The sequence below is a fragment of the Terriglobus sp. 2YAB30_2 genome (assembly GCF_052114765.1).
Classification (GTDB): Bacteria; Acidobacteriota; Terriglobia; order Terriglobales; family Acidobacteriaceae; genus Terriglobus.
Genome location: NZ_JBFRFJ010000006.1, coordinates 21,219 through 35,974, shown reverse-complemented (window position 1 = coordinate 35,974; position 14,756 = coordinate 21,219). Strand labels below are relative to the sequence as shown.

The window sequence follows — 14,756 nt, the reverse complement described above, 5'->3', positions numbered from 1 at the left end:
AAGGGCACGGCTCAGCCGCCGCAGTCGAACGTGGAAAGCAAGCGGCTTCAGCCGCTGAGGACGATGTCGCGGCCACAGATGGCTCCCACCCATGCATCCGCGCCAATTCGATTAATACGATTAGAATCGTATAAATTCGTCGTATGTTCAGATTTCCGCGCACGTCTCTTCTGATCGCCTTCGTCTGCCTGCTTGTCCTTTTCGGCCGTGCAGACGGACAGGTTCTTGGTGAACTGAAAGGACGTGTCGTGGACGCAAGCGGAGCGGCAGTGGCGGGGGCAAAGGTCACTCTCACACAGACTGCGACCGCGATTGCACGGGAGACCGTAGCGGGATCATCGGGTGAGTTCTCATTCACGCAACTCACCTCCGGGAGCTACAGCCTGGCCGTGGCGCAGACGGGATTTGCTCGTCTGGAGCGTCGCGGCGTCACGGTCACTACCGGACAGACTGTGACTTTGGAACTGCAGCTGAAAGCTGGTGGAGCAGGGGAGTCGGTCACGGTGAATGAGGATGCTCCGCTACTGCAGGCGTCGACCAGCGATATCGCGACAACGATTCCCAGTCACGCCATTGTGGCGCTTCCGCTGAACTCACGGAACTTTATCCAGTTGACCCAGATGGCTCCCGGTGTGGAGCTGCCTCCGGGCACGGTGCTGCCGCGTATCAACGGCGGTCGCCCGCGTACGAACGAGTATCTGTACGACGGCATCTCCGCGCTCCAGCCGGAGCCCGGACAGGTCGCCTTCTTTCCGATCCTCGACAGCATCGCCGAGTTTACGGTTGCGGCGAACAACGTTCCCGCTGAGTTTGGCCGTTTCAACGGCGGTGTGGTGAACGTTGCCACGCGCAGCGGCGCCAATGCCTTTCATGGCAGCGTCTTCGAGTTCTTTCGTCATGAGGCACTGAATGGCCGCAACTATTTCGCCTCCTCTACGGCCCGCAAGCCGCAGTATCGCCGCAATCTGTTTGGTGCAACCCTGAGCGGACCGATCAAGCGCGACCGTCTCTTCTTCTTCACGGACTATCAGGGGATCAAGCAGCGCATCGGTGTCACTCGCATCTCCACCGTGCCGACGGCGGCAATGCAGCAAGGCATCTTTACCGGTGTAGCGAAGATCTATGACCCGTCGTCGACAACTGTCGTGAACGGCCAGGTGCAGCGCAAGGAGTTTACGAACGACGTCATCACCTCGGCTTTTGATCCCGTAGCGCAGCGGCTGGTCGGCCGTATTCCTACACCGACCAGCAGCGGCTCGGCGAATAACTACACCCGTACGGCTCCGGATGATGATCATCAGAACCAGTTCGACATTCGACTGGATGGAGCCTTCAGCGCGAAGGACAGTGGTTTTGCGCGTTACACCTACTACCATGAGGTTGAGCGGCCAGTGACGCCGTTTGCAGATGGCTCGGGATCGATCTCCGGCTCGGTGCTTGGAACCGGAAATGTCTCCGGCCTTACGGATGTTCTGGGGCAGCAGGTGGTGTTGAATGAGACACACCTCTTCTCGCCGCGTGTGCTGAATAACTTCCGGCTGGGATATACGCGCCGCGGCAACTCGCAGAACGGCGTATCGCTCGCCAATTCTCCATCGGCCGATCTGGGGATTCCCGGTATTCCGGTCAACGCGGCGTTCAACAATACGCTGCCGCTCTTCACCTTCACGGGACTCCAGCAGCTCGGCGCCAACGCCAGCACCTCGGCACGGTATCAGACCTCGGTTAGCGAACTGATCGACATGGTGGTATGGACCCACGGCGGCCACTCCCTTAAGGCCGGTGGCGATCTGCGCCGGTATGAGCTGAACGCTATCTCGCCGCCGAACCCGACCGGTTCCTTCGCCTTCACAACGACCGGCACGAATACCACCGGGACCAGCGGCGCCAGCGGAGGCAATGCCTTTGCCAGCTTCCTGCTGGGGCAGGTGGATACCTTCTCCATCGATCTGCAGACGAAGACGATCCGGCCGCGCGATTACATCCACGAGTTTTTCCTGCAGGACGACTGGCGTGTCACGCCTCGTCTGACTCTGAACCTGGGCGCACGCTGGACGCTGCACATGCCATCCACCGAGACGCATAACCAGGGAGCGGTATTCAATCTGGCCACGCAGCAGCTCGACTATCTGGGCGTGAATGGCTACCCCCGCAGCGCGCGCCAGTTGCACTGGGCCAATGTTGCACCACGTGTCGGTCTTGCCTATGCGGTCGATCCGAAGACCGTGCTGCGCAGCGGCTTCGGCATCGTGTTTATCGACCAGAGCGGTATTACGACGCCGTTTACGACACCGCAGTATCCCTTCATCCAGAATGTGCAACAGCGCACACAGGATGGCTACGTGGCTCCATTAAAACTGAGCACCGGACCGACGGTTTCGTCCATTCCGCTGACACCGGATGCCGGTCTGGGACAGAGCGTCTATACAGCGAGCCGTAAGGCTGGATCGGGATACGTTGAACAGTGGAATCTCGCAGTTCAGCGCGCCATTACGAAGAACATGTCGCTGGAGCTGGCCTACGTCGGGTCGCACATCGTGCACGTCGGCATTCCGGACTCAAACCTGAATCAGCTCACGGCTGCTCAGCTTGCGCAGGGGACAGCGCTGACTGCCCGTGTCACCAATCCTTATTACGGACAGTTGCCTGCGGGTTCGACGCTCGATACACCCACCATTGCCGCGGCACAGTTGCTGAAGCCGTATCCCCGCTTCCAGAACGTGGCGACGTATCGCAATAACTCCGGCACCAGTAACTACAACGCTTTGCAGGCAAGACTGGAACAGCGGCTTGCCAGTGGCTTGTACCTGCTGGCGAGCTATGCGCACTCGAAACTGATTGACGATGCATCGTCGGTGTTTTCCTCGACGGTGTTGTCTTCGCCCAACAGCTCGTCACTGATCGCGGCAGATACCTTCCGTCCTTATCTGGAGCGCGATTCGTCGAGCGGCGATATGCCGAATGTGCTGACGGCCAGCGTCGTCTATGACCTGCCGAAGTTCCGTGGACATGGAGCAGCTACGGCCCTGCTGGGTGGATGGACGGTGAATATCATCGGCACGATGCAGAGCGGCATGCCGGTCCCGGTCACGCAGGCGACGAATAACAATTCGTTTGCGGGCATGGTGCTTCAGAGGCCGAATATGCTGACGTCGCCTTCGCTGCCTGCAGACCAGCGCACGCCGCAACGCTTCTTCAATACCGCTGCATTTCAAACGGCGCCGCAGTTCACGTTTGGTAACGCCTCGCGTAACCCGGTACGTGGGCCGGCGTATCGCGACGCTGATCTGGCGCTGGTGAAGCATACGGCTGTCGGAGAGCGAACGGATGTCGAGTTCCGGGCGGAGCTGTTCAATGTGACGAACACGCCCGCATTCTCGCAGCCGAGCGGATCGTTTGGAACGTCGGCGTTCGGCAGCATTACCAGTACGACGACTGACCCACGGGTTGCTCAGTTTGCGGTGAGAATTCGGCGATAGAGCATTTCCCCTGTAGGTAGTGCGGGGCTTGTGCATCTATGGGCGTTTTCCTCAATGAAAACGCCGCTGCACACCCTTTTCGGGCTACCCAGCAACAGGGAAAATGCTCTAGGGATTGCCCTCAGGGCTGGAAGCTCCTCTAGGGCGGGTGCAATGTTTTATCTAAGTGATTTGTGATCAATGACGTAGGCGATGCGTGCGTGAAAAATCGAAGTGGAGGGATTTCCAGTAGTAGAGAAAACAGAACGGCGCCGCGGGCAAAAGCACGCGGCGCCGTATGTTCTTGATCGGATCTACTGAATCAGCGAGGAGATCGGGGTGTAATCGCGACCCTGGTCCTTTGCGACCGCACCGTAGGTGCAGTGTCCCCGGTAGGTGTTGACGCCCTCGGCGATGCCCTTGTCCTGGCGGATGGCGGCCTCGGCGCCGTTCTGCGCCAGGCGCATCACGTAGGGGAAGGTCGCGTTGGTCAGGGCCAGCGTGCTGGTATTGGGAACGGCGGCAGGCATATTCGTCACACAGTAGTGCACCACGCCATTGACCTCGTAGGAGGGATCGGAGTGCGTGGTCGGGTGCGCCGTTTCGATGCATCCGCCCTGATCGATCGCCACATCGACGATGACCGCGCCCTTCTTCATGGTGGCGACCATCTCTTTGGTGACCAGCTTGGGTGCTGCTGCACCCGGAATGAGCACCCCGCCGACCAGCAGGTCCGCCTCGGCGGCGGCACGGGCGATGTTGTAGCTGTTGGAGGCGACAGTGGCTACACGGCCGCTGAAGATGTCATCCAGCTCGCGCAGGCGCTGCAGCGAGAGGTCGAGGATGGTGACCTTGGCTCCCATGCCGACGGCGATCTTGGCGGCGTTGGTGCCAACGATGCCGCCGCCGATAATGGCGACGTTCGCCGGGGGAACGCCCGGAACTCCACCCAGCAGAAGGCCGCGGCCGCCATGGGCCTTGGTCAGGTACTCGGCGCCCACCTGAACGGAGAGCCGTCCAGCGACCTCAGACATGGGGGTGAGCAGCGGAAGGGTGTTGAAGCGGTCGCGTACGGTCTCATAGGCGATGCCGGTGACCTGCTTGTCCAGCAGCTTCTGGGTGAGGTCCTTGAGGGGAGCCAGGTGCAGATACGTGAACAGAGTCAGGCCTTCGCGGAAGTGGCCGTACTCCTTTTCGACGGGCTCCTTCACCTTGACGACCATATCGGCCAGTCTCCAGGTGTCATAGGCGGAGCCAACGATCTCGGCTCCGGCACTCTGGTAGTCGTCGTCGGGGAAGGCAGAGAGCTCGCCGGCGTTGTGTTCCACCAGCACCTTGTGGCCGGCTTCGGTGAGGGCTCGTGCGCCGGCGGGAGTAATGCCGACACGCGTTTCGTGGTCCTTCACTTCCTTGGGGACGCCAATAATCATGGTGTACAACTCACTTTCCGATTAAGAATATCAACCGGGCCACACCGTGCCGCTTTTGATGACACCTTGACAGTAGCTGTGCTTTCTTAAGCTTGTTCGCGGTATGGTGCAGATACGTTCGATCGGGCCGCGGTTTTATTGTGTTCCTCAGACCCAAAGCTGATTTTGTAGCCTTACAATGGAACTAATCTACGGATCAGGACTTCAGCTTCAAAATGTCGTCAAACGGTTTCCAGCAGCGCACATCGCGGGGGCGTAGCCTCCGTTCCCTTTTCAGCCTATTTTCCAGCGATCTCGCAATCGATTTGGGCACCGCAAACACCCTGGTCTATGCCCACGGGAAGGGAATCGTTGTCAATGAGCCCTCCATCGTCGCGATCAATAAGTCGACGGGCGAGGTCGAGGCTGTGGGAAAAGAGGCCAAGGAGATGCTTGGCCGTACTCCGGGCAACATTGTTGCCATCAAGCCGATGAAAGACGGCGTCATCGCCGATTTCAAGGTGACGGAGAAGATGCTGAACTACTTCATCCAGAAGGCGCATAACCGCAAGCGCATGGTGCATCCGCGCATCATCATCGGTGTGCCCTCTGAGATCACTCAAGTGGAAAAGCGCGCTGTTGAGGACTCCGCCTATCGCGCCAAGGCGAGCGAAGTCTACCTGGTCGAGCAGGCGATGGTGGCCGCGATCGGTGCAGGTTTGCCGATCACTGAGCCAGGCGGCAACATGGTTGTGGACATCGGCGGCGGAACCACGGATATCGCGGTGATCTCGCTGGCCGGTATCGTCTACTCGCGCTCGGTCCGCATGGCCGGCAACCAGATGGACGAGTCGGTGATGAACTACCTCAAGCGCAAGTACAACCTGCTGATCGGCGAGCGTACCGCGGAGCAGATCAAGATGGAGGTCGGCTCGGCGTATCCGCTGGACAAACCGCTGACGATGGAGATCAAGGGCCGCAACCTGATCGAAGGCGTTCCGAAGACCATTTCGATCGATGATTCGGAGATTCGCGAAGCACTGGGCGAATCGATCGCCACCATCATGAACGCTATCCGCGTGGCGCTGGAACGTACGCCGCCGGAGCTGTCTGCCGACATCAGCGACCGCGGTATCGTGCTGACCGGTGGCGGAGCATTGATCAAGAACCTGGACAAGCGGATTCGCGAGGAAACGGGACTGCCGGTCTCGATCGCCGACGACCCGCTGGCGTCCGTGGTTCTGGGCACCGGAAAGATGCTCTCGGACTTCAAGCTGCTTCGTAAAATTTCTATCGACTAGAAGCATTTTCCCTGTTGCTGGGTATCCCGTGAGGGGGCGTTCGGCGGCGTTTTCATTGAGGAAAACGCCCATAGATGCAGAAGCCCTACACTACACCTGCAGGAAAAATGCTTTAGTCGAGGTCAAGAGGACGGCCCCTCGCGGGCTGGGATCTCACGTCATGGATGGGTTCTTTGCCAGGTATAGAAATGCTCTCGTACTGATTGCCGTGCTGGTGGTGTTCACCATCGGCCTGGCAGTGCAGGTGCGGCGGCCCGACTATGGCTCGCGCGAGGACGGGAAGCATATCCGTGTCTTCCGGTACTGGGCAGTGGCCCTGGTCTCTCCCTTCGAGCGCCTGTTCCGTGCGACCGGCCAGGGTATTCGTGGGACCTGGCACAACTACATCGACTTGCGGGATGTCCGCCGGCAGAACGAGCAATTGAAGAACGATCTGAACCGCATGCGGCTGTACCAGGCCGCCATGGCGGAGGATGCCCGCCAGGGACAGCGGCTGCAGGCATTGCTCGAATTCAAGCAGCAGTACATCGCCAAGACCGTTGCAGCGCAGGTAATTGGCACCAGCGGGAGCGAGCAGTCGCGCGTGCTGTATATCGACAAGGGCATCGCAAACGGCCTGAAGCCGGATATGGCGGTAATTACGCCGGATGGCATCGTGGGCAAACTGCGTGACGTCTTTCAGCACTCGGCGCAGGTCCTGCTTATCAGTGACACCACCTCGGGAGCGGGCGTGGTTCTGGAGACAACGCGAATCCGCGGTGTGCTTCGCGGTACGACCGATGGACGGCTCCGCATTCTGGATGTGCTGCCTGACAGCCGCATCAAGCCGGGTGAACCTGTGCTGACCAGCGGCGGCGACCAGGTCTTTCCCCGCGGCCTGAAGGCCGGCGTGGTGGAAAGCATTGGCCAGGATCGCAACTATGCGCTGGTGACGGTGAAGCCCACTGCGAACCTCGCGCGGCTTGAAGAGGTCCTGGTAGTCCTGGAGAAGGGTCCGGCCGCTCCGGAGCAGGTAGCTACCACGGAGAATGAGCCGGAGACCGGAGCGCGCGGAGAGCATCTGCCCCAGTTGAAGCCCGAGGCTCCCGACGAAGAGGCAAAGAGTGCGAAGGAAGCTCCGCTGCCACGGCCCACGCCGGCTATCCGGCAGGACACGTACAGTCCTGGGGCCACGCCGTCGGCTGCAACGCTGACGCCGGGTGCGCGTCATGACAATGCGGCCCCTGCTCCGTCTACAGAAGCAGGCGGTGACCAGCACTGATGGCCGCCCTGGGAAGGATGTACAGCTCCCGCCGGGAGATGGATGAGCACGTCTTCCATCCTGCGGTCAGTCTTCTGGTGCCGCTGGTTGCCGTGTTTGCCGGCGCGTATCTGCCGAAGCTGGCGCCCTGGTTGATGATTCTGGACCTGCCGCTGGTGGTGGTGATCTTTTTCGCGGTAGCGCGGCGTAGTCCGATCTCCGGCGTGATGACGGGGGCTCTGGTTGGCGTGTTGCAGGATCTGCTGCTGAACCAGCCGATCGGTATCAACGGCATGGTCAAGGCTGTGGTGGGATATGTGGCGGCGTCGATCAGCCTGCGCGTAGATGTGGATGCGCTGGCAACACGCGTCGTGATGAACTTCAGCTTCTGCCTGCTGCAGAGCCTGATGTTGCTGGGCATCTATCAGTGGCTGTTGCAGGACGCGAATGTGCAGACGCGCTGGCTGCATGAGTTGTTGCGTGCAGGAGTGAATACGGTGGTGGCGATCCCGCTGTTTTTCCTTTTGGACTACGCGAAACAGCGCGCATAGAGTATTTTCCCTGTAGTAGTAGAGTAGGGCTACCGCATCTATGGGCGTTTTCCCCCAATGAAAACGCCGCTGCACGTCATTTTCGGGCTACCCAGCAACAGGGAAAATGCTCTAGTAGGAAGAGATAGAGATTTGGAGAGCGGAAGCGATGATAGAGGAGGAGAAGCTAACAGCCCGCGAGGAGAAAGTCTCCCCGCTGAAGCTGAACTCGGTGCAGTATGTCGTCGCCCTGCTTCTGGTGGTGCTGCTCGCCGGGCTGTGGCGGCTGCAGGTGGTCAGCGCGGATAACTACCGCGTGCTGGCCGAACAGAACCGTGTCCGCAAGGTTCCCATCATGGCGCCGCGGGGCAAAATCTTTGATCGCGAAGGCCGCCTGCTGGTGGACAACTATGCCTCCATCTCCTGCTACCTGCTGCGCGAGCCAGCCCGTGACTGGGACGCCGACCTTCCCATGATCGCCCAAGGTCTGCACATGACTGTTGACCAGATCCAGTATGTGCTGCGCCGCTATCAGTTTGCCCCGAAGTATCAGCCGATTCCGCTCAAGCAGGATCTTTCACCGGACGAGGTTGCGTTTATTGAGGCGCACCGGAATGAGTTGCCGGAGCTGGAGACCCTGGACGAACAGCGCCGCCTCTATCCCAATGGAGGCTTCGCCGCGCACCTGATCGGGTATGTGGGTGAGATCAGCGAAAACGACCTTAACAAAGAAAAGTATGCCTTCTATCAGGCCGGTGACGTGGTCGGGAAGTCGGGCGTGGAAGCGACCTATGACGCGGTGCTGCGCGGTACGGACGGATCGCGCGACGTAGTGGTCGATAGCCGCGGCCGCGAGGTCGGCCAGCTCGGCCAGCAAGATCCTGTCCCCGGCAAGGACCTCAGGCTGAGCATCGATCTGGACGTGCAGATGGCGGCAGAGAAGGCGATGGAAGGTAAAACCGGAGCCATTGTCGCTATGGATCCCCATACGGGCGAGATCCTCGCCATGGTCTCCCGCCCCACTTATGACCCGAATCAGTTTGCGGTGCGGCTGACGAAGGAATACTGGAACAAGATCCTGAACGACCCCGACCACCCGATGATGAACAAGACCATCCAGGCACAGCTCGCGCCGGGGTCCACTTTCAAGATCATCATGTCTTATGCAGGTCTGGAAGAGGGAGTCGCCCAGGACATGCACGTGAACTGTGCCGGGGGCGGAACCTTCTTCGGCCACTTCTTTGCCTGCGATAAGCACCACGGTGGTGTGGACATCTACCATGCCATTCCCTGGAGCTGCGATACCTTCTACTACACACTGGCGGAGCGGCTGCAGATCGATACGATTGCGAAGTATGCGACCGCAGTCGGTATCAGCCAGAAAACGGGCATCGATCTTCCGGATGAGGCTACGGGCACCATGCCATCAACGGCATGGAAGCTGAAGAACTTCCACGACAAGTGGTACGCCGGAGAAGTGATCTCGGTTGGCATCGGCCAGGGCGCTGTTCAGGCCTCACCCATTCAGCTTGCGCGGGCGTTGAGCGGCCTTGCCTCCGGCGGAGCTCTGAAGCGGCCACATGTCATTCTGGAGGGCCAGATTTCGCAGCAGTATCAACAGGCGATTCTGGATACTTATCCAGGCGGCGGCGATAAACAGGTCAGTCTCAAGACTGAGAACTGGCAGATCATCACCGACGCCATGGCCGAGACCTTGAATTCCGGGACAGCCGCCGCGTCGCATCTGGAAGGCGTGGACTTTGCCGGGAAGACGGGTACTGCGCAGGTGATGAGCCACGCGGCTCTCGCCAGGAGCGGTGGCGGCCACAAGACGGTTCCCAATGCGTGGTTTGTGGGAATGACGCCGCGGCGGAACCCGGACGTCGTGGTTGCCGTTCTGTGGGAGAACGGCGATTGGGGCGCCAACGCCGCCAAACTGGGTGCGCAGGTTGTGAACACCTTCGTGGAAAAACAGCGGAAGAAGGCTGGGAACCTGATGAAGGTTGCCGAAGCTCCGAAATCGGCTACACCGCTGGAGAATGCTGCAAAGAAAGAACAGCCTGTTACCAACTAGTGTGGGGGCCGTTCATTGCCTTCATGTTGCCACTGCTGGATACCGTTACACTGAAATTGCCTGATCCATGCGCCGTTTTTCTTCGTTCCGTGACTTTGACTGGGTTCTGCTCGGCTTCGTGCTCCTGCTGAGCGTGATCTCGGTCTTTGAGATCTATTCGGCGACTCTCCACACCAAATTCCACGGCTTTGAGAAGAAGCAGCTCGAGTACCTCGCCGTGGGCCTGGTGCTGATGTTCATCGTCTCGCTGATCGACTATCACCAGTTGCTGGAGATTGTTCCCTGGGCCTATGGCACCAGTATTTTTGCGCTCGTCGCCGTGGCGGCGGTGGGCACCAGAGTGCTTGGAGCGAAGCGATGGATCAAATTTCCCGGCGGCATCCACTTTCAGCCGAGTGAATGGATCAAGCTGGTGCTGGTTGTGGCGGTGGCGCGGTATTTCTGGAGCCTGGGCGGCCGCGACCTGACGTGGAAAGACATCGGCAAAGCCTTCCTGCTGGTAGGCGTTCCTATGCTGATGGTGTTGAAGCAGCCTGACCTGGGAACGGCCCTCACCTATTCGCCGATCCTGATCTGCGGTCTGTTCCTGGGCGGCATCCGGTTCAAGCAGGCAGGCATTCTCATCCTGGGGTTTCTGCTGCTGGTAGGTGGTGTGTGGAGGACTGGAAAGCTGCTGAAGCCCTACCAGAAGGCCCGCCTGACCAACTTCATCAATCCGGATAACGATCCGAAGGGCTCCGGCTACCAGATCCGCCAGTCCCTGATCGCTGTCGGATCGGGAGGCGTTTGGGGCAAAGGCGCGACGAAGGGAACGCAGACGCAGGGTGACTTTCTCCCCATTCCCTATACCGACTTCATCTTTGCCGCCTTTTGCGAAGAACATGGGTTTGTGGGCGCCCTGGGAGTACTGCTGCTGTACTTCCTGATCCTGATGCGCCTGATCCAGAATGCCCAGACGGCTCCGGATCCACCAGGTACGTTCATCGTGATGGGGATTGTGGCGATCATCATCTTCCAGATGGCGGTCAATATCGGCATGGTGATCGGGTTCATGCCGGTGACCGGAATTCCGCTGCCGCTGATGAGCTATGGGGGATCGTCGGTGCTGTTTACCTTCATGGCGCTGGGGATTGTAATGAACGTGCGGATGCGGCGATTTGTGAACTAAATTCCCTGAAATCCCTGCAAGGTTACAGGCTGGTTTAGACGCGGCACTCTGGATAGTGCATACTATGGGCAGGACCTGCCCGAGGCGAGACCCTCCGGCAGATGGCCTACAGCCGTCCTAGCGGCGCTACGTGAGCGCGGACGGCAAACAAAGATTTTTATGTGATTCCGGCCAGGCGAAGACCATTCCGCCCGCTGGACAGGATTGAAGAAGAAGCGATGAACGTACACGGACCGCGAACGGCCGCACCTCAAAACGAGGCAGCACAGGTCACAAAATCCGTCTGCGTTTTCCCGGTTGTAATCCCCTCAAAGTCAGTTGCAACACACTTCGGGGCTCCCCCAGGATGGGGCGCGCACGGGGCGAGGGTGTAGCACGGGTTTTTCTCCTTTCCTGTTCGGCAGGTAATTGATTCGCCTGGTCTTAGAAGAAAGAGACCAGATATGTCGAAGGAAATTTTTATCTCCTCAACGCCGCATGAAACGCGGCTGGCCATCGTAGAAAACGAGGCACTTTCGGAGATTTACTACGAGCGCGAGAACGAATACACTCTCGCCGGCTCGATCTACAAAGGCAAAGTAACCCGTGTTCTACCCGGTATGCAGTCGGCGTTTGTCGACATCGGGCTCGAGCGTGATGCCTTCCTCTACATCACCGATTTTCTGGAAGAGACTCCAGATTCAGAGGAATTTGAGACAGAAGGCAGCGCTACGCCCGTTGAGAATGGCGCCGGTTCCGGAGACCAGCGGGAGCGCGGCCGCCGCCGTGGCCGTGGACGCCGTGGGCGCGACCGTGGAGAACGCGGTGGTGAACAGCAGGGCGGGCAGGAGGCTGTTCCAACGGGTGAGACCCTGGTGCTGGAGGGCGGTTTCGCCGAGGAAGAGACCGTTGAGTTTACCGGGTCCGCAGACCGGGCAGAGGGCGAGGAGCGTCCCGCCGAGGATCAGGGCGAGGGTGGCAGCCGCCGCTGGCGTGGACGTCGTGGCCGCCGCCGTGGCCGTGGACGCCGCGAAGAGTCGCAGACGCTCAGTGGAGAGCCACGCTCTGAGCACGAGTCTGATCCGGTGGAGTTTGAGCCCGAAGCGCATCCGGCAGAGCAGCCCGAGCTCTCAGCCGAAGTAGCCGCCGATCTGGAAGCTCCGTTTATCCTTCCGGGCGAATCGCTCTCGAAGTATCGCCGCGGTGAGGGACCAGCCGCTGCCGCAGCCGAGGAGAAGTCCGTGCCGGCTGGCCCCGTAATCTCGGGTGTGGCGAAGCCCGCAACGCTCGTGGAAGAGGTCGACACCACCGGCTGGGATGGCGGATTTGCGCTTCCTGGCGAGTCGCTGAGCCGCCGCCGTAGTGCCCCGCAGGCCGCTGCTCCCGTTGTACCGGTTGCTGCGGTTGTTGAAGAGGTTCCGGTGGTTGCCGAGCAGCCTGCCGAGGTTCTGGGTACGGCGACAGACCTGGAGTTCGCTCCTGCAGCCGCAGAGGCTCAGGAAGTGGCCCAGGCTGAGCCGGTTGAGGAAGCTGCAGCAGTGGAGCAGAAGCCTGTAGAGCCGGTAACGCCCGCGGAGTATGAGCCCACCGAGGGTTCGGTGTCGTTCCGTGTGGATGTCGGCCAGAGCGAGTTTCGCCAGAAGGTGGAGCCGGAGTTTGAAGAAGAGGTGATGGTTGAGGAGGCAGCGGCGGAGGAAAATTCCGCGGTCGAGCATGCCTTCACCACGCTGCAGCCGACCGGCGAGATGATCTCTGAAGTGGAGACGCCGGAGGTCCCATCCTCTCCTATCGAGCATGAGTCTGCCGTGCAGTCGGTGACTCTGGCGGAAGCGGAGCATCCGGTAACACCGGTGGAAGCAGCTACGGTCGAGTCGTCCATCGTTGAGGCACTGCATGAGGGTGAGTTCGAGGAAGAACTGATCGACGAAGACGAGTACGAGTTCGAGCCCCTGGCGATGCATGCGGCCGACGAGGAATATCTCGAAGACGACCTGGAAGAGGAGACGCTGGAAGGCGCCGCGGATCTGGGTACGATGCTCCGCGATATGTCCATCGACGAAGCCACACAGACTGAGGAAGAAGAAGAGGAAGAGGAGCAGGATGAGCCTCTGATCGAAGGCGAGTTCGAAGAGACGTCTGAGGATGAGGGTTCCTCGGAAGAGGAGACAGAAGAGGTAGCGGCCGAAGGTGAGGCACAGCCCCGCCGTGAGCGTGGAGGACGGCGCGACCGTCGTGGACGCAGCGGACGAGACCGTGACCGTGGCCGGGATCGTGGGCGTGGCGGACGTGGTCCGAGCCGGGCCTCGATGCAGACCACTAACCTGCCGGCGATCAGCGATCTGCTGAAGCCGGGACAGGAGATCCTGGTGCAGATTGCCAAGGAGCCGATCGCCAAGAAGGGTGCGCGCATCACCTCGCACATCGCCCTCCCTGGCCGCTTCCTGGTCTTTATGCCCACGGTCAACCATGTGGGTGTTTCCCGCAAGATTTCGAGTGACGATGAGCGCCGCCGCCTCAAGCAGGTGCTGCTAAGCGAAAAGGCCGAAGCGACCGGCGGGTTTATTGTTCGTACGGCTGCGGACGGCGCCAGTGAGCAGGAGCTGCGTAGCGATCTCCGCTTCCTCATCAACCTCTGGAACGACATCAAGGGGCGGTCGGATTCTTCGAAGTCGCCTGCCCTGATCTATCACGACCTGAACCTGGTAGAGCGCATTTTGCGTGACCAGGTGACGGATAACTTCTCCCATATCTGGGTTGATAACGAGACTGAGTACGAGCGCGTGTTGCGCTTCCTGCAGCGCTTCGAGCCTTCGCTGATTCGCCGGGTGAAGCTCTACAGCAAGGAAACGCCGCTGTTTGAGCAGTTCGGTATCTCGGAGGAGATCAACAAGGCGCTGCGTTCGAAGGTATGGCTGAAGTCCGGTGGATCGATCGTGATCAACCAGACTGAGGCTCTGGTGGCCATCGATATCAACACCGGCAAGTACGTTGGTAAGACGGCCCGCCTGGAAGACACCATCGTGAAGACGAATCTCGATGCCATTCCAGAGATCGTGCGGCAGATCCGCCTGCGCGATCTTGGCGGCATCATCGTGATCGACTTTATCGACATGGATGAGCGTAAGAACCGGCAGAAGGTGCTGGCTGCGCTTGAAGAGGAGCTGAAGAACGATCGTGCTCCTTCCAAGGTGCTACAGTTCAATGATTTTGGCCTGGTGGCGATTACCCGTAAGCGTGTGAAGCAGTCGCTGGAGCGCACCCTGAGCACGCAGTGCTCCATCTGCACCGGTACGGGCATGGTGAAGTCACCAGTCACGGTCGCGAACGAGATCTACATCGAGATGCGCAAGATGTATCGCCATATCGAGAAGAGCGACATCATGTTGCGTGTGCATCCGGAGGTCGTCAAGCAGTTGAAGAGCAACAATGCAAGCTGGCTGCATGAGATAGAAGAACTCACGGGCAAGACCATCCTGGTGAAGAGCGATCCGAGCCTTCATCCTGAGCAGTTCGACATCCACTAGTCATTAGGAAGAAGCGGGTCCTGTGTTGCTGACACAGGGCCCGCTTTCTTTTGCGACGAATCCATTTGTCGTC

General features: G+C 59.7%; 8 protein-coding genes. 7 read left to right on the top strand and 1 reads right to left on the bottom strand.

Annotated features, from left to right (window positions below; translation table 11 throughout):
• Positions 1–143 precede the first annotated feature (143 nt).
• Complete coding sequence (locus AB4Y89_RS10945) at positions 144–3,479, top strand: carboxypeptidase regulatory-like domain-containing protein (protein WP_442300964.1); 3,336 nt, start codon at positions 144–146, stop codon at positions 3,477–3,479.
• Positions 3,480–3,772: 293 nt separating this feature from the next.
• On the opposite strand, the gene ald is transcribed toward AB4Y89_RS10945, so the two are convergent.
• On the bottom strand, positions 3,773–4,888 hold the full coding sequence (ald, locus tag AB4Y89_RS10940; RefSeq protein WP_442300963.1) for an alanine dehydrogenase: 1,116 nt from the start codon (positions 4,886–4,888) through the stop codon (positions 3,773–3,775).
• A gap of 215 nt (positions 4,889–5,103) precedes the next feature.
• On the opposite strand from ald, the gene AB4Y89_RS10935 reads away from it, so the two are divergent.
• The 6 genes from AB4Y89_RS10935 to AB4Y89_RS10910 all read left to right on the top strand — a co-directional run bounded on the left by AB4Y89_RS10935 (position 5,104) and on the right by AB4Y89_RS10910 (position 14,683).
• Entirely contained in the window at positions 5,104–6,168 is a 1,065-nt protein-coding gene (locus AB4Y89_RS10935; RefSeq protein WP_442300962.1) for a rod shape-determining protein, read from the top strand.
• A 160-nt stretch (positions 6,169–6,328) separates the two neighbouring features.
• The gene (gene mreC / locus AB4Y89_RS10930; RefSeq protein ID WP_442300961.1) at positions 6,329–7,429 is read left to right on the top strand and encodes a rod shape-determining protein MreC; all 1,101 of its coding nucleotides are present in this window, start codon (positions 6,329–6,331) and stop codon (positions 7,427–7,429) included.
• 17 nt (positions 7,430–7,446) lie between these two features.
• Positions 7,447–7,959 (top strand): rod shape-determining protein MreD, encoded by a 513-nt coding sequence (mreD, locus tag AB4Y89_RS10925; RefSeq protein WP_442300960.1) that lies wholly within the window; start codon positions 7,447–7,449, stop codon positions 7,957–7,959.
• Positions 7,960–8,107: 148 nt separating this feature from the next.
• Complete coding sequence (gene mrdA / locus AB4Y89_RS10920) at positions 8,108–10,012, top strand: penicillin-binding protein 2 (RefSeq protein WP_442300959.1); 1,905 nt, start codon at positions 8,108–8,110, stop codon at positions 10,010–10,012.
• A gap of 67 nt (positions 10,013–10,079) precedes the next feature.
• Positions 10,080–11,180 (top strand): rod shape-determining protein RodA, encoded by a 1,101-nt coding sequence (gene rodA / locus AB4Y89_RS10915; RefSeq protein ID WP_442300958.1) that lies wholly within the window; start codon positions 10,080–10,082, stop codon positions 11,178–11,180.
• 443 nt (positions 11,181–11,623) lie between these two features.
• On the top strand, positions 11,624–14,683 hold the full coding sequence (locus AB4Y89_RS10910; protein WP_442300957.1) for an Rne/Rng family ribonuclease: 3,060 nt from the start codon (positions 11,624–11,626) through the stop codon (positions 14,681–14,683).
• Positions 14,684–14,756 lie beyond the last annotated feature (73 nt).